The sequence below is a fragment of the Phenylobacterium sp. FG114 genome (genome assembly GCF_057809855.1).
The window spans coordinates 1-20,756 of sequence record NZ_JBMDKU010000028.1 but is presented as its reverse complement, the minus strand read 5'-3'; the positions used below and the strand labels follow the sequence as shown (position 1 = coordinate 20,756).

General features: G+C 67.2%; 18 protein-coding genes and 1 tRNA gene. 3 read left to right on the top strand and 16 right to left on the bottom strand.

The features are described 5' to 3' along the window. Nucleotides 1–152 precede the first annotated feature (152 nt). The 5 genes from rpoC to ACODSY_RS25840 all read right to left on the bottom strand — a co-directional run bounded on the left by rpoC (nucleotide 153) and on the right by ACODSY_RS25840 (nucleotide 11,541). Nucleotides 153–4,346, bottom strand: coding sequence for a DNA-directed RNA polymerase subunit beta' (gene rpoC / locus ACODSY_RS25860; protein WP_488954786.1), 4,194 nt, complete (start codon nucleotides 4,344–4,346; stop codon nucleotides 153–155). 92 nt (nucleotides 4,347–4,438) lie between these two features. Continuing rightward, nucleotides 4,439–8,509, bottom strand: coding sequence for a DNA-directed RNA polymerase subunit beta (rpoB, locus tag ACODSY_RS25855; RefSeq protein ID WP_488954785.1), 4,071 nt, complete (start codon nucleotides 8,507–8,509; stop codon nucleotides 4,439–4,441). Nucleotides 8,510–8,919: 410 nt separating this feature from the next. Then, complete coding sequence (locus ACODSY_RS25850; protein ID WP_488954784.1) at nucleotides 8,920–9,741, bottom strand: sterol desaturase family protein; 822 nt, start codon at nucleotides 9,739–9,741, stop codon at nucleotides 8,920–8,922. 91 nt (nucleotides 9,742–9,832) lie between these two features. Continuing rightward, on the bottom strand, nucleotides 9,833–10,909 hold the full coding sequence (locus ACODSY_RS25845) for a helix-turn-helix domain-containing protein (protein WP_488954783.1): 1,077 nt from the start codon (nucleotides 10,907–10,909) through the stop codon (nucleotides 9,833–9,835). 50 nt (nucleotides 10,910–10,959) lie between these two features. Next, nucleotides 10,960–11,541, bottom strand: coding sequence for a hypothetical protein (locus ACODSY_RS25840; protein WP_488954782.1), 582 nt, complete (start codon nucleotides 11,539–11,541; stop codon nucleotides 10,960–10,962). A gap of 195 nt (nucleotides 11,542–11,736) precedes the next feature. On the opposite strand from ACODSY_RS25840, the gene ACODSY_RS25835 reads away from it, so the two are divergent. Continuing rightward, a complete protein-coding gene (locus ACODSY_RS25835) occupies nucleotides 11,737–12,579 on the top strand; it encodes a hypothetical protein (RefSeq protein ID WP_488954781.1) in 843 nt (280 codons plus the stop codon). 103 nt (nucleotides 12,580–12,682) lie between these two features. Here ACODSY_RS25835 and rplL read toward each other — a convergent pair whose 3' ends face one another. From rplL to ACODSY_RS25810, 5 genes are all read right to left on the bottom strand, one after another. Beyond that, nucleotides 12,683–13,069 (bottom strand): 50S ribosomal protein L7/L12, encoded by a 387-nt coding sequence (gene rplL, locus ACODSY_RS25830; protein WP_488954780.1) that lies wholly within the window; start codon nucleotides 13,067–13,069, stop codon nucleotides 12,683–12,685. A 42-nt stretch (nucleotides 13,070–13,111) separates the two neighbouring features. After that, entirely contained in the window at nucleotides 13,112–13,627 is a 516-nt protein-coding gene (gene rplJ / locus ACODSY_RS25825) for a 50S ribosomal protein L10 (protein WP_488954779.1), read from the bottom strand. Nucleotides 13,628–13,922: 295 nt separating this feature from the next. Next, nucleotides 13,923–14,354: a hypothetical protein gene (locus tag ACODSY_RS25820; protein ID WP_488954778.1), complete on the bottom strand. Its 432-nt coding sequence runs from the start codon at nucleotides 14,352–14,354 to the stop codon at nucleotides 13,923–13,925. A 1-nt stretch (nucleotide 14,355) separates the two neighbouring features. Continuing rightward, on the bottom strand, nucleotides 14,356–15,180 hold the full coding sequence (locus ACODSY_RS25815) for an enoyl-CoA hydratase-related protein (RefSeq protein WP_488954777.1): 825 nt from the start codon (nucleotides 15,178–15,180) through the stop codon (nucleotides 14,356–14,358). 7 nt (nucleotides 15,181–15,187) lie between these two features. Then, nucleotides 15,188–15,691, bottom strand: coding sequence for a GNAT family N-acetyltransferase (locus tag ACODSY_RS25810; RefSeq protein WP_488954776.1), 504 nt, complete (start codon nucleotides 15,689–15,691; stop codon nucleotides 15,188–15,190). A gap of 85 nt (nucleotides 15,692–15,776) precedes the next feature. Between ACODSY_RS25810 and ACODSY_RS25805 the strand changes: the two genes are divergently transcribed. After that, nucleotides 15,777–17,009, top strand: coding sequence for an acyl-CoA dehydrogenase family protein (locus ACODSY_RS25805; RefSeq protein WP_488954775.1), 1,233 nt, complete (start codon nucleotides 15,777–15,779; stop codon nucleotides 17,007–17,009). Nucleotides 17,010–17,078: 69 nt separating this feature from the next. On the opposite strand, the gene rplA is transcribed toward ACODSY_RS25805, so the two are convergent. The 5 genes from rplA to ACODSY_RS25780 all read right to left on the bottom strand — a co-directional run bounded on the left by rplA (nucleotide 17,079) and on the right by ACODSY_RS25780 (nucleotide 19,414). Continuing rightward, complete coding sequence (gene rplA, locus ACODSY_RS25800; protein ID WP_488954774.1) at nucleotides 17,079–17,768, bottom strand: 50S ribosomal protein L1; 690 nt, start codon at nucleotides 17,766–17,768, stop codon at nucleotides 17,079–17,081. 4 nt (nucleotides 17,769–17,772) lie between these two features. Continuing rightward, nucleotides 17,773–18,204, bottom strand: a complete 432-nt coding sequence (gene rplK / locus ACODSY_RS25795) for a 50S ribosomal protein L11 (RefSeq protein ID WP_488954773.1) — start codon at nucleotides 18,202–18,204, stop codon at nucleotides 17,773–17,775. A 172-nt stretch (nucleotides 18,205–18,376) separates the two neighbouring features. Then, the gene (nusG, locus tag ACODSY_RS25790; RefSeq protein WP_488954772.1) at nucleotides 18,377–18,946 is read right to left on the bottom strand and encodes a transcription termination/antitermination protein NusG; all 570 of its coding nucleotides are present in this window, start codon (nucleotides 18,944–18,946) and stop codon (nucleotides 18,377–18,379) included. A 10-nt stretch (nucleotides 18,947–18,956) separates the two neighbouring features. Beyond that, complete coding sequence (gene secE / locus ACODSY_RS25785; protein ID WP_488954771.1) at nucleotides 18,957–19,262, bottom strand: preprotein translocase subunit SecE; 306 nt, start codon at nucleotides 19,260–19,262, stop codon at nucleotides 18,957–18,959. A 76-nt stretch (nucleotides 19,263–19,338) separates the two neighbouring features. Continuing rightward, nucleotides 19,339–19,414 (bottom strand) — tRNA-Trp (locus tag ACODSY_RS25780). Between the two features lie 186 nt (nucleotides 19,415–19,600). Between ACODSY_RS25780 and ACODSY_RS25775 the strand changes: the two genes are divergently transcribed. Continuing rightward, entirely contained in the window at nucleotides 19,601–19,819 is a 219-nt protein-coding gene (locus ACODSY_RS25775) for a hypothetical protein (protein ID WP_488954770.1), read from the top strand. On the opposite strand, the gene ACODSY_RS25770 is transcribed toward ACODSY_RS25775, so the two are convergent. Continuing rightward, a complete protein-coding gene (locus ACODSY_RS25770; protein ID WP_488954769.1) occupies nucleotides 19,816–20,652 on the bottom strand; it encodes a GIN domain-containing protein in 837 nt (278 codons plus the stop codon). The two genes, ACODSY_RS25775 and ACODSY_RS25770, sit on opposite strands and share 4 nt — an antisense overlap. Between the last annotated feature and the right edge of the window lie 104 nt (nucleotides 20,653–20,756).

Sequence of the window (20,756 nt, the reverse complement as noted above, 5' to 3'; positions counted from 1 at the left end):
CCCTGACTTGTTCCCCCGGGATTCGCAGCCTAGCCGCACGCCGCGTCAGGGCGCCACTCAAAACAACCTTCGCCATAGGCGCGGAGGGCCCAAACGAAACGGCCCGGGATTGCTCCCGGGCCGCTCGTTACGCGTGACTGGACTGGAGAGGCTTAGCTCTCGACCGTCTCGGCGACGGCCGCGTCGGCGATCTCGGCCGGCAGCGGCTCCATGGCCTCCTCGCGGCTGGCCGTCAGGGCCTCGTCGCGCTTGGCGGCGATGCGCTGCAGGTTCCGCAGGTACGAGCCCGTGCCCGCCGGGATCAGGCGACCGACGATCACGTTCTCCTTCAGGCCTTCCAGGGTGTCGTTCTTGCCCTGGACCGCGGCCTCGGTCAGCACCCGGGTCGTCTCCTGGAAGGAGGCGGCCGAGATGAAGCTGCGGGTCTGCAGCGAGGCCTTGGTGATGCCGAGCAGGACGGGCTGGGTGAGCGCCGGACGGGCGCCGCGAGCTTCCGCCTTGGCGCTTTCGTCTTCCACTTCCTGCTTGTCCAGATGGTCGCCCTTGAGCAGGCCGGTGTCGCCCGGCTCGAGGATCTCCACCTTCTGCAGCATCTGACGGACGATCGTCTCGATGTGCTTGTCGTTGATCGGCACGCCCTGCAGTCGGTAGACCTCCTGGATCTCGTTCACCAGGAAGTCGGCCAGCGCCTCGATGCCCTGGATCCGCAGGATGTCGTGCGGGTCTGGGTTGCCGTCGATGATGTACTCGCCCTTCCGGATCACGTCGCCGTCGTGGACCGCGATGTGCTTGCCCTTCGGGATCAGGAACTCGACCGCCTCGCCACCATCCTCCGGGGTGATCTTGATGCGGCGCTTGTTCTTGTAGTCGCGGCCGAATTCGACGCGACCGTCCATCTCGGCGATGACCGCGCAGTCCTTCGGCCGGCGGGCCTCGAACAGCTCGGCCACCCGCGGCAGACCGCCGGTGATGTCGCGGGTCTTGGCGCTTTCCGTGGGGATACGCGCCATGATCTCGCCGGGCTTCACCTCGTCACCGTCGCCGATGGAGAGAATGGCGCCCACCGGGAGCAGGTAGCGGGCCTCACCGCCGTTCGACAGGCGCTTGTACGAGCCGTCCTCGGCCAGCACCGACATGGCCGGACGCAGGTCCGAACCCTTCGAGCTGGCGCGCCAGTCGATGACCACGCGGTTGGAGATGCCGGTGGCTTCGTCGGCTTCCTCGCGGAACGAGAAGTTCTCCACCAGGTCCTCGAACCGCACCTTGCCGCCCACTTCCGTGATGATCGGCGTGGTGTAGGGGTCCCAGCTGGCCAGGCGCTCGCCGCGCTTGACCTTGCCGCCGTCCTTGACCTGCAGGCGGGCGCCGTAGGGCACCTTGTAGGACTCGCGGTCCTTGCCATCGACCTGGACGGTCAGGGTCAGGTTGCGGCTCATCGAGATCAGGCCGCCATCGGCCGCGACCACGGTGTTGCCGCCCGAGATCCGGGCGACGCCCTCGTTGGCGCTTTCGAAGAACGACTGCTCGGCCACCTGAGCGGTGCCGCCGATGTGGAAGGTCCGCATCGTCAGCTGGGTGCCGGGCTCACCGATCGACTGGGCGGCGATGACGCCGACCGCTTCACCGATGTTCACCGGCGTGCCGCGGGCCAGGTCGCGACCGTAGCAGGCGCCGCAGACGCCCACCTTGGTCTCGCAGGTCAGGACCGAGCGGATCTTCACAGACTGGACGCCAGCGCTTTCGACCACCTCGATCATGTTCTCGTCGAGATAGGTGTCGGCCGGCACGATCACGTCGTTGGTGCCCGGGTCCTTCACGTCCTCGGCCGCGAAACGGCCCAGGATGCGTTGGCCCAGCGAGACCAGCACGTCACCGCCTTCGACCACGGCGCGCAGCGTGATGCCGCGCGTGGTGCCGCAGTCTTCCTCGGTGATGATGCAGTCCTGCGCCACGTCGACCAGACGGCGGGTCAGGTAGCCCGAGTTCGCCGTCTTCAGCGCGGTGTCGGCCAGGCCCTTACGGGCGCCGTGGGTGGAGTTGAAGTACTCCTGGACGGTCAGGCCTTCCTTGAAGTTCGAGATGATCGGCGTCTCGATGATCTCGCCGGACGGCTTGGCCATCAGGCCGCGCATCCCGCCGAGCTGCTTCATCTGGGCCTGCGAACCGCGGGCGCCCGAGTTGCTCATCATGAAGATCGAATTGATCTCGTTCTGACGGCCATCGGGGCCGATCGGAGCCGAGCTCACTTCCGCCATCATCTCGTCGGCGACCCGGTCCGTGGCCTTGGCCCAGGCGTCGACGACCTTGTTGTACTTCTCGCCCTTGGTGATCAGGCCGTCGGCGTACTGCTGCTCGTACTCTTCCACGAGCTTGCGGGTCTCTTCGACGATCGGCGCCTTGCGGGCCGGGATGACGATGTCGTCCTTGCCGAACGAGATGCCCGCCTTGGCCGCCTCGCGGAAGCCCAGGCCCATGATCTGGTCGGCGAAAATGACCGTCGCCTTCTGGCCGCAGTGCCGGTAGACGGCGTCGATCAGGTTGCCGATTTCCTTCTTGGTGAGGTTCTTCTCAAGAAGGCGGTGGCCGATCGCCGGGTGATGCGGCAGCAGGGCCGCGATCTTCATCCGGCCGGGCGTCGTGTCGATGATCTTCCGCACGACGTTGCCGTCGGCGTCCATCTCGGTGTGACGCGCCTTGATCTTGCTGTGCAGGGTGACGACCTTGGCGTCCAGCGCCTGGTCGAGCTCGGCCAGGTCGGTGAACACCTTGCCTTCGCCCGGCTCATTGTCCTTGGCGAGCGACAGGTAGTACAGGCCCAGCACGATGTCCTGGGACGGCACGATGATCGGACGGCCGTTGGCCGGCGACAGGATGTTGTTCGTGCTCATCATCAGCACGCGCGCTTCCAGCTGGGCTTCCAGCGAGAGCGGCACGTGGACGGCCATCTGGTCGCCGTCGAAGTCGGCGTTGAAGGCGGCGCAGACCAGCGGGTGCAGCTGGATGGCCTTACCCTCGATCAGCTTGGGCTCGAACGCCTGGATGCCCAGGCGGTGCAGCGTCGGCGCGCGGTTCAGGAGCACCGGGTGCTCGCGGATCACCTCGTCCAGGATGTCCCAGACGGCCGGCTGCTCACGCTCCACCATGCGCTTGGACTGCTTGACGGTGCCCGAAAGGCCCTTGGCGTCCAGGCGCGCATAGATGAACGGCTTGAACAGCTCGAGCGCCATCTTCTTCGGCAGGCCGCACTCGTGCAGCTTCAGCTCGGGACCCACCACGATGACCGAACGGCCCGAGTAGTCCACGCGCTTGCCGAGCAGGTTCTGGCGGAACCGGCCCTGCTTGCCCTTCAGCATGTCGGCCAGCGACTTCAGCGGGCGCTTGTTGGCGCCCGTGATCACGCGGCCGCGGCGGCCGTTGTCGAACAGGGCGTCGACGGCTTCCTGCAGCATCCGCTTTTCGTTGCGGATGATGATGTCCGGCGCGCGCAGCTCGATGAGGCGCTTCAGGCGGTTGTTCCGGTTGATGACCCGGCGATACAGGTCGTTCAGGTCCGAGGTCGCGAAGCGGCCGCCGTCCAGCGGCACCAGCGGGCGCAGTTCCGGCGGGATCACGGGGATCACCGTCAGGACCATCCACTCGGGCTTGTTGCCGCTCTCGGTGAAGCTCTCGATCAGCTTCAGGCGCTTGGACGCCTTCTTGAGCTTCATTTCCGAGGTGGTGGTCTTCAGCTCCTCGTGAAGCTGCTCAGCCGTCTTGACGAGGTCGATGCCCTTCAGCAGGCCCTGGACCGCCTCGGCGCCGATCTCGGCGGTGAAGCTGTCGTCGCCGAATTCTTCCTGGAAGCGCAGGTAGTCGTCTTCCGACAGAAGCTGGTGCTGCTTCAGCGGGGTCAGGCCCGGCTCGGTGACGATGTAGTTCTCGAAGTACAGGACGCGTTCGATGTCCTTCAGCGCCATGTCCAGCATCAGGGCGATGCGGCTGGGCAGCGACTTCAGGAACCAGATGTGGGCGACCGGCGAGGCCAGCTCGATGTGGCCCATCCGCTCGCGGCGGACGCGCGCCAGGGTCACCTCGACCCCGCACTTCTCGCAGATGATGCCCTTGTACTTCATGCGCTTGTACTTGCCGCACAGGCACTCGTAGTCCTTCGTGGGACCGAAGATGCGGGCGCAGAACAGGCCGTCACGTTCCGGCTTGAACGTACGGTAATTGATGGTTTCGGGCTTCTTGATCTCGCCGAACGACCACGACCGGATCTTCTCCGGCGAGGCGAGCGCGATACGGATACGGTCGAAGGTCGGAGCGGCCTGGACCGGATTGAAGATGTTCAGGACTTCCTGGTTCATCTTGGTTCCTTCTGCGGGCTAACCCGCGAAAATTTCGAAAGCTGGGCGGAGGGACCGCCCTCCCCCGTCACCGAGGGAGGGCCAGGAATCCGTCAGCTGTTCTCCAGCTCCACGTTCAGGCCGAGGGAGCGCATCTCCTTGACCAGCACGTTGAAGCTTTCCGGAATGCCGGCCTCGAAGGTGTCGTCGCCACGGACGATGCTCTCGTAGACCTTGGTCCGGCCGGCCACGTCGTCCGACTTCACCGTCAGCATTTCCTGCAGGGTGTAGGCGGCGCCGTAGGCTTCGAGGGCCCACACTTCCATTTCCCCGAAGCGCTGACCGCCGAACTGGGCCTTACCACCCAGCGGTTGCTGCGTGACGAGGCTGTACGGACCGATCGAGCGGGCGTGGATCTTGTCGTCGACCAGGTGGTGCAGCTTCAGCATGTAGATGTAGCCGACCGTGACCGGACGCTTGAACCGCTCGCCAGTCTGGCCGTCGTACAGGTACGACTGACCCGACCGGTCGAGGCCCGCCTTCTCCAGCAGGTTCTCGATGTCGTCGATGTGCGCGCCGTCGAAGACCGGGGTCGCGAACGGGATGCCCTTCGAGAGGTTCTTGGCCAGCTCGATCAGCTCTTCGTCCGTCTCCGGCAGTTCCTCTTCCGGCCCGTAGGCGTCACCCAGGTAGTCCAGCAGCGCCTGACGTTGGCCGCCGTTCTGCCAGGCTTCCAGCAGGTCGGCGACCTGCTTGCCCAGGCCGGCCGAGGCCCAGCCGAGGTGGGTCTCGAAGATCTGGCCGACGTTCATCCGCGACGGCACGCCCAGCGGGTTCAGCACGATATCCACGTGCTGACCGTTCTCGAGGTAGGGCATGTCCTCGATCGGCAGGATCTTGGAGATGACGCCCTTGTTGCCGTGACGGCCGGCCATCTTGTCGCCCGGCTGCAGCTTGCGCTTCACCGCCACGAACACCTTGACCATCTTCATCACGCCGGGCGGCAGTTCGTCGCCGCGCTGCAGCTTGTCGACCTTGTCCTCGAAGCGGCGGTCGAGGCGCTTGCGCCCCTCGTCGAACTGGCGGCGCATGGCCTCCAGCTCGCCCATCGCCTTCTCGTCGTCGAGCGCGATCTGCCACCACAGGCCGGGCGCGATCTCTTCCAGCTTGTCGGCGGTGATCTCGCCGCGGCCCAGGCCCTTCGGGCCCGAGACGGCGGTCTTGCCCACGAGCAGGTCGCGAAGGCGGCTGGTCATGTTGCGGTTCAGGATGCCGAACTCGTCGTCGCGGTCCTTGCCCAGGCGGTCGATTTCCGCCCGTTCGATGGCCAGCGCACGTTCGTCCTTGTCGACGCCGTGACGGTTGAAGACGCGGACTTCCACGATCGTGCCGGCGACGCCCGGGGGCAGGCGCAGGGACGTGTCGCGGACGTCGGAAGCCTTCTCGCCGAAGATGGCGCGCAGCAGCTTCTCTTCCGGCGTCATCGGGCTTTCGCCCTTCGGCGTGACCTTGCCGACCAGGATGTCGCCCGGCATCACCTCGGCGCCGATCGCCACGATGCCCGCTTCGTCGAGGTTGCGCAGGGCTTCCTCGCCGACGTTCGGGATGTCGCGGGTGATCTCTTCCGGGCCCAGCTTGGTGTCGCGGGCCATGACCTCGAATTCCTCGAGGTGGATCGAGGTGAAGATGTCGTCGCGCACGATGCGCTCGGAGATCAGGATCGAGTCCTCGAAGTTGTAGCCGTTCCAGGGCATGAACGCGACGAGCGTGTTCCGGCCCAGCGCCAGCTCACCCAGCTCGGTCGACGGACCGTCGGCGATCACGTCGCCCGCGCGGATCTTGTCGCCCACCTGCACCAGCGGACGCTGGTTGATGCAGGTCGAGGTGTTGGAACGCTGGAACTTCTGCAGGCGGTAGATGTCGACGCCCGGCTTCGTGGGATCGAGCTCTTCCGTGGCGCGCACGACGATACGGGTGCCGTCGATCTGCTCGACCACGCCGGAACGGCGGGCCGTCACCACGGCGCCGGAGTCGACCGCCACGACGCTTTCCATACCGGTGCCGACCAGCGGCGCATCCGACTGGATGAGCGGCACGGCCTGCTTCTGCATGTTCGAGCCCATGAGGGCGCGGTTGGCGTCGTCGTTTTCCAGGAACGGGATCAGCGAGGCGGCCACCGAGACGACCTGCTTCGGCGACACGTCCATCAGGTCGACCTGCTCGCGGGGCAGCAGCGACGGTTCGCCGTTCACCCGGCCGGGGACCAGGTCCTCGACGATGGAGCCGTTGTCGAGCTTGATGTTGGCCTGGGCGATGACGTGCTTCGCCTCTTCCATGGCCGACATGTAGACGACCTCTTCGGTCGTCTTGCCGTCCTTGATCCGCCGGTACGGGCTCTCGATGAAGCCGTACTTGTTCACCACCGCGTGGGTGGCGAGGCTGTTGATCAGGCCGATGTTCGGGCCTTCCGGCGTCTCGATCGGGCAGATCCGGCCGTAGTGGGTCGGGTGCACGTCGCGCACTTCGAAGCCGGCGCGCTCGCGGGTCAGACCGCCCGGGCCAAGGGCCGACAGGCGGCGCTTGTGGGTGATCTCCGAGAGCGGGTTGGTCTGGTCCATGAACTGCGAGAGCTGCGACGAGCCGAAGAACTCGCGCACGGCCGCGGCGGCCGGCTTCGCGTTGATCAGGTCGTGCGGCATGACCGTGTCGATGTCGACCGAGCTCATGCGTTCCTTGATCGCGCGCTCCATGCGGAGCAGGCCGACGCGGTACTGGTTCTCCAGCAGTTCGCCCACCGAGCGGACCCGGCGGTTGCCGAGGTTGTCGATGTCGTCGATTTCGCCGCGGCCATCGCGCAGGCCGACCAGCGTCCGCAGAACGGCGAGCACGTCTTCCTTGCGCAGGATGCGGACGTCGTCGGGGCAATCCAGCTCCAGGCGCATGTTCATCTTCACGCGGCCGACCGAGCTCAGGTCATAGCGCTCGCCGTCGAAGAACAGCGACTTGAACATGGCCTCGGCGGCTTCCACCGTCGGCGGCTCGCCCGGACGCATGACCCGGCAGACGTCGAACAGGGCGTCCTCGCGGACGGTGTTCTTGTCGACGCGCAGGGTGTTGCGGATGTAGGCGCCGACCGTCACGTGGTCGATGTCCAGCACGTCCAGGGTGGTGAAGCCCTGCTCTTCCAGCGAGGCGATCAGGCCGGCGTCCAGCTCGTCGCCGGCTTCGGCGTAGATCTCGCCGGTCGACATGTTGACCAGGTCGCGCGCCAGGTAGCGGCCGTTCAGGGCCTCAGGCGCGAGCAGCAGGGTCTTGAGGCCCGCGTCGGCGAACTTCTTGGCGTTGCGCGCCGAGATCTTGGTGCCGGCCGGAGCGATTTCCTCGCCGCTGTCGGCGTCGATCAGCGGGAATTCCGGCTTCACGCCGCGCCAGCGCTCGGCCTTGTACGGGGTGGCCCAGCCGCCCTTGCGCTTCTCGTACGGCACGGTCTCGTAGAACGTCGAGAGGATCTCCTCGCCGTCCATGCCCAGGGCCATGAGGAAGGTCGTGGCCGGCAGCTTCCGGCGGCGGTCGATACGGACGTAGACGATGTCCTTGGCGTCGAACTCGAAGTCGAGCCACGAGCCGCGGTACGGGATCACGCGGGCGGCGAACAGCAGCTTGCCCGAGGCGTGGGTCTTGCCCTTGTCGTGGTCGAAGAAGACGCCCGGCGAGCGGTGCATCTGCGAGACGATGACGCGCTGGGTCCCGTTGACGATGAAGGTGCCCTTCTCCGTCATGAGCGGGATGTCGCCCATGTAGACGTCCTGCTCCTTGATGTCCTTCACGGAGCGGGCGCCGGTCTCTTCGTCGGTCTCGAAGACGATGAGGCGCAGCTTCACCTTCAGCGGCGCGGCATAGGTCATGTCGCGCTGGACGCATTCCTCGACGTCGTACTTCGGCTCTTCGAACTCGTACGAGACATACTCGAGCACGGCGCGCTCGTTGAAGTCCTTGATCGGGAAGACCGACTTGAAGACCGCTTCCACGCCCTCGTCACGACGTTCGCCGGCGCGCACTTCGCGCTGCAGGAACTGTTCGTAGGAGGAGCGCTGAACCTCGATGAGGTTCGGCATCTGCACGGCTTCGGGAATGCGGCCGAAAGACTTCCGGATCCGCTTCTTACCGGTGAAGGATTGCGCCATTTTGATCCCTTGAGGACGCCAGGAGGAGACTCCGGGCGTCGAGTGCTTCATCCTGCGTCCGCCCTACGGACTCCCTGGCGGGAGCCGGACGCTGGAATGCTCCCCGTATCGTCGGGAGCGCCCCTTCGCATGGTCAAAGGGCGACGGACCATGCCTCGGGGCCTGCACGCGCGAAGGCCGCATCGAAAGATGTAAATCGGAAAGGTGTTTCGCGAACGGGCGGAAATAGGCCCTTTCGGACCCTTTGTGAAGTCCCTGCCCGCCGAAAAATACGCCGCAGACGCGAGAGACGACGCGGAGCCGTGTCCTCCGCGCCGTCCCGTCGGGTTTCCCGGGCATATCCCGGGTTGTCATGCTGACGTCCGTTCTCGCGCCCATAAAACCCGCGGCGAGCGGAGAGGGTTCCCGGCTCAGGCCGACCTGTCGAGTTGCAGGGCAGGCTCACCTGCCGGCCGGGGGGCGAAGGGCCGCCAGGCCGCCGCGGCGTAGCGGGCGTGATAGTCCGGATGCTCGGTGCCGAACCAACGGTCCCACCAGGTGAACCAGGCCGCGTAGTTCCAGCCGGCTTGGGCGTGGTGCAGGTCGTGGTGGGTGGTGGTCACGATGAAGTCCAGCATCGGTCGGCCGTCCCGCCGGGCCGGCATCAGCTCGTAGCCGGAGTGCAGCAGGGTGTTGGTGACGATCTGGTACAGCATCACCCACGGCATCGCGCCGGACGACATGGGAAACACCATCGGAAACACGACCACATAGCCGATCAGCACCATCGCCTCGCCCACGTCGAAGCTGTAGGCGGTGAAGGGCGACGGGTTGTTGCTGCGGTGGTGCTGGCGGTGGAACCGGCGGAACAGCCGCGGATCGTGCATCAGCCGGTGCGTCCAGTAGAACCAGGCGTCGAGCCCCACGATCCCAGCCACCAGCGACACGACGAACCAGGCCGGGCCCCAGGCGTCGGCGATGGCGCCCAACGGGTAGAGGCCCGCCCGGTACATGAGCGTCATCAGCACGCCCACCGTCGCGAAGATCGCCATGGAGCGCAGGGAGAACATCAGCTCGGTGACGAGCTGCTTCGGCGCGGGCGTCTCCTCGCGGATCTTGCGCGCCCGCAGCAGGGGCCGCAGCGCCACCCACAGCAGGAACCAGACGCCGACGGTGAAGACGACGTAGCGGGTCAGGGTGGGTTCGAGCTCGCGCAGCCAGATCTGCGCCAGGTCGGTGATGAAGGGCGGCATCGGGTTTCCTCGCGATCGTTCGAGGTCCGAAAAGGCCGGAGGAACCGCGCACCGTCTCGCCGTGGGCGAAACAGCCTCGCCGATTCTGGAATCAGACGGCTTCCTGCAGTTCCGGCGAGGCCTGCAGCAGGGCCTGGCGGCGCCACTCGGTCGGTGTGGCGCCGGTGGCCGCGCGGAAGGCCCGGTTGAAGGGACCCAGCGAGCCGTAGCCCAGGTCGAAGGCGATCGCCGCGATCGTCGTGCGGGCCTCGTCGGGATCGCCGAGGCGGGCCTTGGCCGCCTCGATGCGATAGCCGTTGACGAAGTCGGCGAAGTTCCGGTGCCCCAGCCGCTGGTTGATCAGTCGCCGCAGCCGGTGCTCGGGCTCGCCCAGCTCTTGCGCCAGCGCGCCGATCGTGAGGCCCTCGCGTCGCCAGGCTCCGGCCGCCATCGAGGCGTTGAGCTTGCCCGCCATCACGCGTTCGGCCGCCTCCGCCCGTGCGTCGACGGCGGAGGCTTCACGCCGCGTCGCGCCGAACAGCGCGGGCCGCGCCTGGAGGAACACCACCGCCGCGGCGAGCACGATGACGGCGAAGATCGCACCGCCACCCGGCCAGCCGGCCGTCCATTGCAGCCAGGCCTCGTGCGGTTCGATGCGGTTGGCGAGCCCGATGACCACGTTGGTGAGACCGTAGAACGCCGCGAAGCCCAGCACCGGCGCGCGCAGGCGCCGCCGCTGTTCCAGCAGGTCGCCGGACCATCCGCGGACGATCACGTAGGCCGCGTGGACCAGCAGCAGGCCGCTGAACACGTTCCGCGCCATCCAGAGGGGCCAGCCCTCCCCGCTGGGAAGGACCTCGCAGACCAAGCCCGTCACGAAGAGAATTCCGCAGGGCGCCCAGCTCATCGCCGTGAGAGGCCGATCGTCGAAGACCGTGAGCACGAAGAGCCAGAAGATCGCCCCCACCGCATACGCGGGGGCCACCAGCGGAAAGAAGTGGCCGAAGGCGCCCCAGAGCGCGTTCGATTCCGTGATGAGCCAGCAGGCGATGGAAAGGCCCAGCAATCCCCCGACCAGGCGCACGCGTCCGCCCAGCCCGCTGCCCTGGAGCGCCAGGCCGGTGACGATCATCGCGCCGGCGGCCACGCCGCGCACGAACATGTCGATGAGGGTCAGCGAGGTCGGCACGCGCCGAGATTATCACGCCGCCGCCGGGCGCCCAGTGAAGCTCAGTTCATCTATCGGCCGCCGTTCAGCAGCGGCAGGCAACGGCGCCAGTTCGCCTGGTCGGCGGCCACGCAGGCCTGATAGCTCTGGCCCGCGCCATACGTCGCCATGGCCGCGTCCTGCGGCGGCGGGGCGCGCACCGTCATCGGTGGAGGCAACCCAAAGGTCGCCGGAGCCTTGGCGGCGTCCGCGATCCGCAGGCATGCCTGGATCGCGGTGGTGTTCCCGCTGGCGTTCTGGACACAGGTGGCGATGGCCTGCTGGATCGCGGCGGGGTTCGCGGCGGAGGCCTGGACGGGCGGCGGCGCGGCCTGCGCACGCGCCTGGCTGAGCAGGCCGAAGATGCCCGCGGCCGCGGCCGCCTTGCCGACCCCAAGGCCGCCCAACCCGGCTCCGCCGCCGAGCCCGCCGCCCCCGCCGAGCTGGCCGCGCAGCTTCGCGCACTCGGCCGTCGCGCCGAGACCCGAGTTGCAGACCTGGATGGCGGCGTTCAGGCGATTGATATCATAGGCGGTCTGTGCCGCCGCAGGCGCGGCGGCCGCGCCGCCGATCAGGACGGCTGCCGAGGCCGCCAAGCCTGTGTGCCTCTTCATTCCTGCCCCCCAACATCCAGGCGTCGAGCATGCGGGAGGCCGGCCAGATCGCCCTCCCCCGTTTGGGGGTGATCCGAAAGGTCGAGGGACCCGGGCGTTGGCCGTGTAGGGCCTCAACCTACCCGCGTCTTGTCAAGCCGATTCGGGTCCTTCAAGCTCAAGCCTGAGTGGTGTTGTCGGGGGGCACGCGGCACAATGGCTTTTGGGGGCGGACTTAGCGAGATCGCGCAGAGGCACGGGACCGACAAGGGGCCGCGGGAAAACGCGTACACCCTCGTCTACGACATGCTGTTGTCGCCCATGCGAATGCTGCCGATCCGGCTCATGGAGATCGGGCTTGCCCGCGGCGGACCGGAAGTGGGGGGCTCGGCCGACCGCGAGGTCGTCGACATACCTTCGGTGCGGATGTGGCGGGAGTTCCTGCCGCAGGCCCATATCTATGGCGTCGACATTTCCGACTTCAGCGCCTTCCAGCAGGAGTGGTTCACCTTCTTCCGGGCGGATTGCGGTGCGGCGGAACAGCTACGGGCGATCAGCGACCAGGTCGCTCCCCTCGACGTCATCGTGGACGACGGCTCCCATGCATCGTTCCATCAGAAGACCGCCTTCGTGGAACTGTTCGGGCGGCTGAAGCCGGGCGGCCTCTTCATTGTCGAGGACCTGAGCTGGCAGCCGAAGGAATACGAAGCCTCGCTGCCGCCCACCCCGAAGATGGCCCAGATCCTCTTCGAACTCTCCGAAACCGGAAGCTCGCGGCACATCCCCAAGCACATCTCGGACTCGATCTCGATCATCTCGATCTACGACGAGGACCAGCTGATCCGCCTTCGGCGCTACTACAACACCGTGCGCGGGCTGAAGCCGGTCTGGGGTCACTATGCCGATGGGACGGTCGGACCGTTCCAGATGACCAAGCGGCGGATGCGCCGGATCGCCGAGCACGCCCTCGGGCTGCTTGACACCCTCGTGGGACGCCGCCGCGTCGTGCCGCGCGCCAAGCTCGCCGTGATCCAGAAGTCGATCGCCGCAACCGCCTGATCCCGGACACAGAAAAGGGGGCCGAGCATGGCTCGACCCCCTGAACTGTCGTCTCGATCCGATCGCGGCTGACCGCGTTCGGGATAGCTTCGGCTTGCCGAAACTACTTGATCTGGACGGAGGCGCCGGCTTCTTCCAGCTTCTTCTTGATTTCTTCCGCTTCCTGCTTGGAAACGTTTTCCTTCACGTTCTGCGGAGCGCCTTCGACGAGGTCCTTGGCTTCCTTCAGGCCGAGATCCGGACGGACGCCGCGGACTTCCTTGATCACGTTGATCTTCTTGTCGCCACCGGCGGTCAGGACAACGGTGAACTCGGTTTGCTCTTCGGCGGCTTCGGCCGGAGCGCCGCCACCGGCGGCCGGAGCGGCGGCCACGGCGACCGGAGCAGCGGCGCTGACGCCCCACTTTTCTTCCAGCAGCTTGGAGAGCTCAGCGGCTTCCAGGACGGTCAGAGCCGACAGGTCGTCGACCAGCTTTTCGAGATTGGCCATGTGTGTAGGTCCTTAAGAGAGAGGTTTGTCGGGAAGTGACGATCAGGCGGCGTCTTTGGCGGCGTAGGCGCCCATGACGCGAGCCAGCTGACCGGCGGGCGCCTGCAGAACGCCAGCGATCTTGGTCGCGGGAGCTTGCAGAAGGCCGACGATCTTGGCGCGGAGCTGGTCCAGCGAAGGCAGGGTGGCCAGGGCGGTCACCGAGCTCTTGTCCAGCACCTGTTGACCCATGAAGCCGCCAACGACGGTGAACTTGTCATTGTCCTTGGCGTACTGGGTCGCGACCTTGGCGGCGGACACCGGGTCGGCGGCGAAGGCGATCGCGACCGGACCCTTGAAGAGGGCGTCGCCCGCTTCGCCGATCGAGCCACCGAGAGCCTTCTGGGCCAGGGTGTTCTTCACCACCTGCAGCTGGGCGCCTTCTTGACGAAGACGGCCCCGCAGATCGGTCATTTCCGCAACGGTCAGACCCATGTAGTGGGTCACGACCACGGCGCCGGAGTCAGCGAAGACGCCCTTAAGCGCTTCGATGGCTTCCTGCTTTTGAGCGCGGTCCATTGCGGTCTCCATACTCAGGTTCGACGGCCGCAAGAGGCGGTCGCCGTAAGCACCTGTCCTGTTCAGAGAAGCCGCAGCCCAGCGCCCGGTCCGCGCTGCGGAAGGGCGATCAAGCCGTCATCTTCCCGTCTCCCTATGACCGAGGAAGGGCTCTTCCTCGCGTTCCGGCCGTCGGTGGCCCCGGCGGCTTCATAGTTCTTGGACAGGATCGGTCGGTCCGAAGACCGTCCGTCCTCGCCGTTCCCTCGGGAGGGAGCGACGAAGCGGCGGCATCTATACGAAATCCCTCGCCGATTCAACCTGCCGCCAGCCAGGCTTCCACCATGTCCGCCTTGGCCAGGTCCTTGGGTCGGCCGAAGAGCCGCAGGACACGCAATTGGTCCGATGCCCCGGGGATCGGGCCCGAAATGTCTAGCGGTCGGCCGCGCACGCGCAGACCACCCATCACCTCGACAGGCCCCCAGGGGGTGGCGTAGCGGGCGAAGTGCGCCGAACGGAACGGCCCGTCCGGCGCCTTGGCCGGCGCGGGCTCCAGCCAGGCGGCCCAGGCCGCGGCAAGGCGCCCTGCCCCGTCGACGCTGGTGACGACGTCCAGGTCTGCCGCCTCGCGAATAGGCGCGCCGAGCAAGACGAGCGCCCCGCTGCCGATCACGCTCCACGGCGCGGCGAAGGCCTCCAGATCGGGCGCCACGTTCTGGAACAGGGCCTCGAGCTCGGCGGGAGTCATCTTACCCCGTCCACTTCGCCGGCCGCTTCTCCATCCAGGCCTTCACGCCTTCCTTGTAGTCGGGCGTCTTCGACATCTCGGCCAGGAGCGCCTCGGCCACCTTCACCGAGCTCGCGGCGTCGCGGTGCAGGTCGCGGTAGATCTGGCGCTTGGTCTCGCGCGCCGAGCCGGGCGCCACCGTGGTCGCGAGGTTTCGGGCATAGGCGATCACCTCGGCCATCAGGTCCGCGGCGGGAACGATGCGGTTGAGGAACCCCATCGCCATCGCCTCCTCCGCCGTGAACACGCGGCTGGACAGGAGGATGTCGTTGGCGTGCGTCAGCCCGACGATCCGCGGCAACAGCCAGGACAGGCCGAACTCCGCCGGGAAGTTGAAGCGCCCGTGCGCCGCGGTGAACTTCGCGCCCGGCACGCAGAACCGCAGGTCGGCGAAGGCAGCCAGCACCAGACCCACGCCCGCGGCCGCACCGTTGATCGCGGCGATGATCGGCTTGCCGACGCCGAAATGATAGGCGAAGGCCGCGTCGAACGCCGGATCCACGCCATAGCCCGGCTCGGCGATGTCGTCGGGCGTGCCGGCGTCATAGCCGCCTCGCTCGGAATGGCCCTCCAGCGCCTGCAGATCGGCCCCGGCGCAGAACGCCTGCCCCTCGGCGTCGCCCGTCACCACGATCACCCGCACGGCCGGATCGCGATCGGCCTCTCGCAGGATCCAGCGGTACTCGGTGTGCATCCGGCCGGTCCAGGCGTTGCGGCGCTTGGGGCGGGCGAGCGTCACGACGGCGATGCCGTCGGCGACTTCGTAGCGGGTGGCCTTCAGTTCCATGCTGGGACTATGCCACGACGAAGCGCAGGATCAGCCCGTTCCAGCGCGCGTCGTTCTGGTCGATCTCTTCGACCGTCCCGGCGGCGCAGGCCTGGGCCACGCCGCGCCAGAACGGCTGGGCCGGCAGGTTGCGCCGCGCCACGGCGATCTCCCACTGGCCCACCCGCTCGCGGATCGCCTGCAACGCCGCCTGGCGACCCACGCCTTCCCGGCGATAGTGCCGAGCGACGAAGAACTCCCCCATGTTGAAGTCCACCGGCAGGCCAGAGTGGCTGTGCCGGTCGATCAGCACGAAGCCGGCCAGCTTGCCGTCGGCCCGGATCAGAAACGGCGCGGCGCCCTCTTCCGACCAGTAGGCCGCGAGCGGCGGATAGGGCGGGAAGCGCCCGTCCTCATCGAACTCCACCTGCCGCTGCGCCCAGAACTCGGCGAAGTCATGCACATAGAACTGGAACAGGTTTTCCACCGTCGCGCGCTGCGCGTTCGCCGGCTCCAACTCCACGTGCAACATGTTCCGCCCCCCCATCGCGCCCGGTCTTGGACTGCCGGGGCGTCAAGAGGTCTAGCCTTCCTGGGCGATCGAGGGGAGATGTTCGATGCGGATCCGGTGGAACGACGCCGAGCTGGCCTTCCGCGACGAGGTGCGCGCGTTCCTCGACGCCGAACTCACGGCGGAGATGCGCCGCGACGTGCGGCGGATGACCAGCGTCTACGCCCCGCACGAGCTCGGCATGGCCTGGCAGGCGATCCTGCACGCCCGCGGCTGGGCGGCTCCCGCCTGGCCCCTGGAGCATGGCGGCTGCGGCTGGAGCGCGGCCCAGCGCTACATCTTCGCCGACGAGATGGCCGCCAACGACGCCCCGCCCCTCTCTCCCATGGGCATCGGCATGTGCGGCCCGGTGCTGATCGGCCACGGCACGCCGGAGCAGAAGGCCCACTACCTGCCCCGCATGCTGACCGGCGAGCATTTCTGGTGCCAGGGTTATTCCGAGCCGGGATCGGGCTCGGACCTTGCCAGCCTGCAGATGCGCGCCGAGGACGATGGCGACCACTTCGTCTGCTCGGGCCACAAGCTGTGGACCACCCACGCCAACGACGCCAACTGGATCTTCTGCCTGGTCCGCACCAGCCAGGAGGCGATCCCGCAGCGGGGCATCACCTTCCTGCTGATCCCCATGGATAGCCCAGGCGTCGAGGTCCGACCGATCTTGATGCTGTCGGGCGAGCACATCCAGAACGATGTCTTCTTCACCGGCGTTCGCGTCCCGAAGGCCAATGTGGTCGGCCGTGTCGGCGAGGGCTGGACGGTGGCCAAATACCTGATGGAATTCGAACGTGGCGGCGGCGTCTCCTCGCCGGGGCTCAAGGCCCGGCTGCAGCGCATCCGCCGCATGGCCTCCGCCGAGGCGGGCGACGACGGCCGCGCCCTGGCGCGGGACAGCGGCTTCATGGGCCGGCTCGCCACCGCGGCTCTGGAGATCGAAGCCCTCGAAGCCGTCGAGCTTCAGATCCTGGCCCAACTCAGCCAGGGCGAGGCTCCCGGCGCGCGCTCCTCGATGATGAAGACGGTCTCCACCGAACTCAGCCAACGTCTCACCGAACTGGCCCTTGAAGCGGCAGGGGCCTACGGACAGCTCTATCAGGCCCACGCCGCCTGCCCTGGCGGACCCGTCCCGCTCTATTCCGCGCCGACCGACCAGGGCTTCGTCGGCCCCGAGCACGCCCTGACCGTTGCGGCCAAGTACTTCAACGACCGTGCCGGGACGATCTACGCCGGGACCAACGAGATCCAGCGCAACATCATGGCCAAGGCCGTGCTGGGCCTGTGAGGTCGACGCAAAGAAAAAGGGAGCGGCGTTTCCGCCGCTCCCTCGATCTTCAGAAAGATAGGCGCGTGCTTAGGCGCCGACCGAACCGGCGTCCACCTTGAAGCCCGGGCCCATCGTCGACGAGAGGCTGATCTTCTTGATGTAGGTGCCCTTGGCGCCCGACGGCTTCGCCTTGTTCAGGGCGTCCACCAGGGCCTTCACGTTGACCTGCAGGGCTTCCTCGGTGAACGAGGCCTTGCCGATGCCGGCGTGGATGATGCCGGTCTTTTCGGTGCGGAACTCGATCGCGCCGCCCTTGGCGTCCTTCACGGCTTGGCCGACGTTCGGCGTCACGGTGCCGACGCGCGGGTTCGGCATCAGGCCGCGGGGGCCCAGCACCTTACCCAGACGGCCGACGAGGGCCATCATGTCGGGCGTGGCGATCACGCGGTCGAAGTCCATGAAGCCGCCCTGGATGCGTTCCACCAGCTCTTCGGCGCCGACGATGTCGGCCCCGGCGGCGGTGGCTTCAGCGGCCTTGGCGTCCTTGGCGATGACGGCGACGCGGACGTCGCGGCCGGTGCCCGAGGGCAGCGAGACCACGCCGCGGACCTGCTGGTCGGCGTGACGCGGGTCGACGCCCAGGTTGACGGCGATCTCGATGCTTTCGTCGAACTTGGCGTTGGCGTTGGCCTTCACCAGCTTGACGGCGTCGGCGAGGCCGTGGGCGACGGTGGTGTCGCCGGTCCAGGCCTTCATGCGCTTGGCTTGCTTTGCCATGGTCTTAGGCCTCCACGATCTGCAGGCCCATCGAGCGCGCGGAGCCCTCGATGATCTTCGCGGCCTGCTCGAGGTCGTTCGCGTTCAGGTCCTTCATCTTCTTCTCGGCGATCTCGCGCAGCTGGGTGCGGGTGATCTTGCCGGCGCTGTCGCGGCCCGGGGCCTTGGAGCCCGACTTCAGGCCGACAGCTTGCTTGATGAAGTACGACGCCGGGGGCGTCTTGGTGACGAAGGTGAACGACTTGTCCTGGTAGACCGTGATCACGGTCGGCAGGGGCGTGCCCTTCTGTTCCTTCTCGGTGCGGGCGTTGAACTCCTTGCAGAAGCCCATGATGTTGACGCCGCGCTGACCCAGCGCCGGACCGATCGGCGGCGACGGGGTCGCGGAGCCCGCAGGCACCTGCAACTTGATATAGCCCAAGATCTTCTTGGCCATCTTTGCTCCTCATGGCCGGGAAACCCGGCCGGTTATGAGCCGTGGTGCGGGGTCACGGTGGCCGCCCCCTCCCACGGATTTGAAATCGCGAACGGAAAAACAAAGAACGCGCCCGTTCGCGAAGGGCGCGCTCCTATCAGGAATAGGCCGCGGCGACAACCGCGGCCGAATGTCAGGCGATCTTCTCGACCTGTCCGTATTCCAGCTCGACCGGCGTGGCGCGGCCGAAGATCGAGACGGTGACCCGCAGGCGGGCGCGTTCCTCGTCGACCTGTTCCACCGAGCCGTTGAAGCTGGCGAAGGGGCCGTCCGTGACCCGGACCTGCTCCCCGATCTCGAAGGAGATGGTCGGCTTCGGCCGCTCCACGCCCTCTTCGATCGTGCCGATGATCCGCTGGACTTCCTTTTCCGAGACCGGGATCGGCTTGGAGCCCGAACCCAGGAAGCCCGTCACCTTCGGAGTGTTCTTGATCAGGTGGTAGGCCTCGTCCGACAGCTCCATCTTCACGAGCACGTAGCCCGGGAAGAACTTGCGCTCGGAGTTCACCTTGCGGCCGCGGCGGATCTCGACCACGTCCTCGGTCGGCACCAGGATCTCGGAGAAATTCTCCTCCAGGCCCTGGTTCCGGGCCTGCTCGCGGATGCTCTCGGCCACCTTCTTCTCGAAGTTCGAGTAGGCGTGGACGATGTACCACTTGTGGCGGGGATTGCCCTTCGGGGCGGAGGCGGCAGCTTCAGACATCTTGTTCTTCTTACCCGCCCGTGGCCACGCGGAGCAGCCACGTGATGGCGAAGTTGAGGGCGCTGTTCACGATCCAGAAGAACAGCGCGGCCATGACGACCATGATCGCCACCATGACGGAGGTGATCCAGGTCTCCTTGCGGCTCGTCCAGGTGATCTTGCGCGCCTCGGCGCGGACCTCGCGGAAGAACTGCGGAATGCTGGTCTTCTTCTTGGGGGCTTGAGCCGCGACCGCGCTGGGCGTGGCCATGACCGCGGCCGTCTTGGCGGCGCGGTCGCGGATCGCTTGCGGGCTCTGTCCCGGTTTCTTGGCCATGCGGCGCTTCAAACTCTCATCTGGAACGGCGGCCTGCAGGCCCCGCCCCGGTTCATCCTACGCGTTATATAGGTGGTGGCAGGAGTGGAGGGACTCGAACCCACGACTTTCGGTTTTGGAGACCGACGCTCTACCAGCTGAGCTACACTCCTTCAGCACCCCTATCCGCTCGTATCGTCCGGCTTCCTGTCCCGGGCGAAGGCCCGTGAACCGCGCTTGGGCGGCTAGAAAACTCAAGACTCCACGATGTCGGGTAGGACGCAGGCGTATGACGCAAGCGCCCTCGGTTTTCAAGCCTCTTGCTTGGAGCGAAGCCGGGCCTGGGCCGTTAGGTCGGCATGCCCCAAAGCTCTCACGACGCAGCCTATAACCGCGACCAGGATCAGAAGCCCGGCTCGCCCCAGCGGATGGCCCAGGAGCCCGCCGGCTCCAAAGGCTCCTCGCAGTCATCGAAAACCGCCACCGACCCGGCCAGCGGCGAACACCGCCAGACCGGTCACGCGCCCAACCAGGCACGCGCGGACCAGACCGACGGCGCGAAGGCGATGAAGCCCTAGTCGCCGACCCTGATGCGGCCGGCGCCCGAGACCGACTTCGAAATCGAGCCGGTCACCGCCCGGACACGGATGTTGCCAAGGCCAGAGATCGAGGCCTGTAGCTCCTCGGCGGTCCCGCCGAAGTCCACACCGCCGATTCCTGAGACCGACGCCTTCACGCGGCTGGCGCGGCCCTCGGAGATCCGCACCTGGCCGACGCCGGAGACCCTCGCGTCGAGGGGGCCCGCGAACCTGCCGATGGTCACGCCGCCGGCGCCCGACAGATCGGCGTCCATCCCGTCTCGCACGGCGACCGCGCGCAGGCTGCCGGCGCCCGACACGCGCACGTCGAGGCTGCCCGCCGTGCCCATCTTCACGTTGCCGGCGCCGGACTGGCCGATCTCGGCCTCACCCGCCACGTCGGCGACGGTCCAGTTCGAACAGCCCGAGTTGCGCAGCTCCAGGCTGGCCGAGCGCCCGACCGCGCCGATCACCGCGCCGCTGGCCTCCAGCTTCACAGCCTTCGGCGTGTAGATCACCACCTGGGGCATCTCATCGTAGCCGATCCGGCCGACGTCGCGCACGTTGATCCGGGCGGACTCGCCCATGCTGTTGCAGTCACGGATCTGACGGCCCAGGTGGCCGTCCAGGATCGTGCGATCGCCCGACACGGTCACCAACATCGGAAGCTTGGGATGCTCGCGGACGATCTCGACCTTGATGTCGGACCGGTCCTGCGGAACGACCGTGACACGGGCGACCGCGTCGCGAAGCTCGACGGTGGCGGCCTCGGCCCCGCCGGCGGCGGCGACGGTGGCCGCAGCCGCCGCGAGCAAGGTGATCGGAAGGCGCATGTCTGAATTCCCCGGTTCCGAGGGGAAGCTAGGCGCGGCCCTGCGCCCAGGCAGCTTAAATGTCGGTCATGACACGGTTGTCATGCGGGCAAGCAAAAGGGCCG

Excerpts from the sequence above, each read along its gene's own strand:
- rplA (WP_488954774.1), bottom strand. The coding sequence starts at position 17,768 with ATGGCAAAGCAAGCCAAGCGCATGAAGGCCTGGACCGGCGACACCACC.
- ACODSY_RS25815 (WP_488954777.1), bottom strand. The coding sequence starts at position 15,180 with ATGGAACTGAAGGCCACCCGCTACGAAGTCGCCGACGGCATCGCCGTC.
- rpoB (WP_488954785.1), bottom strand. The coding sequence starts at position 8,509 with ATGGCGCAATCCTTCACCGGTAAGAAGCGGATCCGGAAGTCTTTCGGC.
- ACODSY_RS25770 (WP_488954769.1), bottom strand. The coding sequence starts at position 20,652 with ATGCGCCTTCCGATCACCTTGCTCGCGGCGGCTGCGGCCACCGTCGCC.
- rpoC (WP_488954786.1), bottom strand. The coding sequence starts at position 4,346 with ATGAACCAGGAAGTCCTGAACATCTTCAATCCGGTCCAGGCCGCTCCG.
- ACODSY_RS25775 (WP_488954770.1), top strand. The coding sequence starts at position 19,601 with ATGCCCCAAAGCTCTCACGACGCAGCCTATAACCGCGACCAGGATCAG.
- ACODSY_RS25820 (WP_488954778.1), bottom strand. The coding sequence starts at position 14,354 with ATGACTCCCGCCGAGCTCGAGGCCCTGTTCCAGAACGTGGCGCCCGAT.
- rplJ (WP_488954779.1), bottom strand. The coding sequence starts at position 13,627 with ATGGACCGCGCTCAAAAGCAGGAAGCCATCGAAGCGCTTAAGGGCGTC.
- secE (WP_488954771.1), bottom strand. The coding sequence starts at position 19,262 with ATGGCCAAGAAACCGGGACAGAGCCCGCAAGCGATCCGCGACCGCGCC.
- ACODSY_RS25840 (WP_488954782.1), bottom strand. The coding sequence starts at position 11,541 with ATGAAGAGGCACACAGGCTTGGCGGCCTCGGCAGCCGTCCTGATCGGC.
- ACODSY_RS25805 (WP_488954775.1), top strand. The coding sequence starts at position 15,777 with ATGCGGATCCGGTGGAACGACGCCGAGCTGGCCTTCCGCGACGAGGTG.
- rplL (WP_488954780.1), bottom strand. The coding sequence starts at position 13,069 with ATGGCCAATCTCGAAAAGCTGGTCGACGACCTGTCGGCTCTGACCGTC.
- rplK (WP_488954773.1), bottom strand. The coding sequence starts at position 18,204 with ATGGCCAAGAAGATCTTGGGCTATATCAAGTTGCAGGTGCCTGCGGGC.
- ACODSY_RS25835 (WP_488954781.1), top strand. The coding sequence starts at position 11,737 with ATGGCTTTTGGGGGCGGACTTAGCGAGATCGCGCAGAGGCACGGGACC.
- nusG (WP_488954772.1), bottom strand. The coding sequence starts at position 18,946 with ATGTCTGAAGCTGCCGCCTCCGCCCCGAAGGGCAATCCCCGCCACAAG.
- ACODSY_RS25850 (WP_488954784.1), bottom strand. The coding sequence starts at position 9,741 with ATGCCGCCCTTCATCACCGACCTGGCGCAGATCTGGCTGCGCGAGCTC.
- ACODSY_RS25810 (WP_488954776.1), bottom strand. The coding sequence starts at position 15,691 with ATGTTGCACGTGGAGTTGGAGCCGGCGAACGCGCAGCGCGCGACGGTG.